The 1099-nt window shown below is 53.1% G+C and carries 1 rRNA gene; it reads right to left on the bottom strand.

The window, feature by feature from the left end:
- Positions 1-945: ribosomal RNA gene (locus IWX64_RS16870) — 23S ribosomal RNA — on the bottom strand; the annotation flags it as partial.
- Positions 946-1099 lie beyond the last annotated feature (154 nt).

Below are 1099 nucleotides of genomic sequence, written 5' to 3'. Positions count from 1 at the left end.
CAACGCTGCACCTAAATGCATTTCGGGGAGAACCAGCTATCACGAAGTTTGATTGGCCTTTCACCCCTACCCACAGCTCATCCCCTCCATTTTCAACTGAAGTGGGTTCGGTCCTCCACGACGTCTTACCGTCGCTTCAACCTGGCCATGGGTAGATCACTTCGCTTCGGGTCTAGATCACGCCACTCACTCGCCCTATTCAGACTCGCTTTCGCTACGGCTTCCCCACACGGGTTAACCTCGCGACGTAACACTAACTCGCAGGCTCATTCTTCAAAAGGCACGCCATCACACCACCACCCCCGAAGGGATGACAACGCTCTGACGGATTGTAGGCACACGGTTTCAGGTACTGTTTCACTCCCCTCCCGGGGTACTTTTCACCTTTCCCTCACGGTACTTGTCCGCTATCGGTCATCAGGGAGTATTTAGGCTTACCAGGTGGTCCTGGCAGATTCGCACGGGATTTCTCGGGCCCCGTACTACTTGGGATACTCTCCAAACGGCAGCACGCATTACGGTTACGGGACTTACACCCTCTCCGGCCGGCCTTTCAAGACCGTTCACCTATACGCCTGCACTCATTTCACTGATCCGGCAGAATCAGAACGGAAAGTCCCGCAACCCCAGTGATGCAACGCCCGCCGGCTATCACACACCACTGGTTTAGCCTCATCCGCGTTCGCTCGCCACTACTAACGGAATCACTATTGTTTTCTCTTCCTGTGGGTACTGAGATGTTTCACTTCCCCACGTTCCCTCCACGCACCCTATGTGTTCAGATGCGGGTCACCCGGTCCATCGCTGGCCAGGCGGGGTTTCCCCATTCGGAAATCCTGGGCTCACAGTCCGGTTATCGACTCCCCCAGGCTTATCGCAGATTCCCACGTCCTTCTTCGGCTCCTGATGCCAAGGCATCCACCGTGTGCCCTTAAAAACTTGACCACAAAAGATCAAAAAACATATCGAGAAAACCATGGAAACAAACATAAAGTCTGAAACCAAGATTTTTTGAAATTGCTTCTTATTTTTAAGATGCTCTCGTCCACTATGCAGTTCTCAACCAACAACCCCACACCACCAGCAGACAACCCCCACA

Source organism: Arthrobacter sp. CAN_A212 (genome assembly GCF_015752345.1).
Lineage (GTDB): Bacteria > Actinomycetota > Actinomycetes > Actinomycetales > Micrococcaceae > Arthrobacter_D.
The sequence above is the reverse complement of the archived record's forward strand: the minus strand, read 5'-3'. Positions and strand labels throughout refer to the sequence as shown.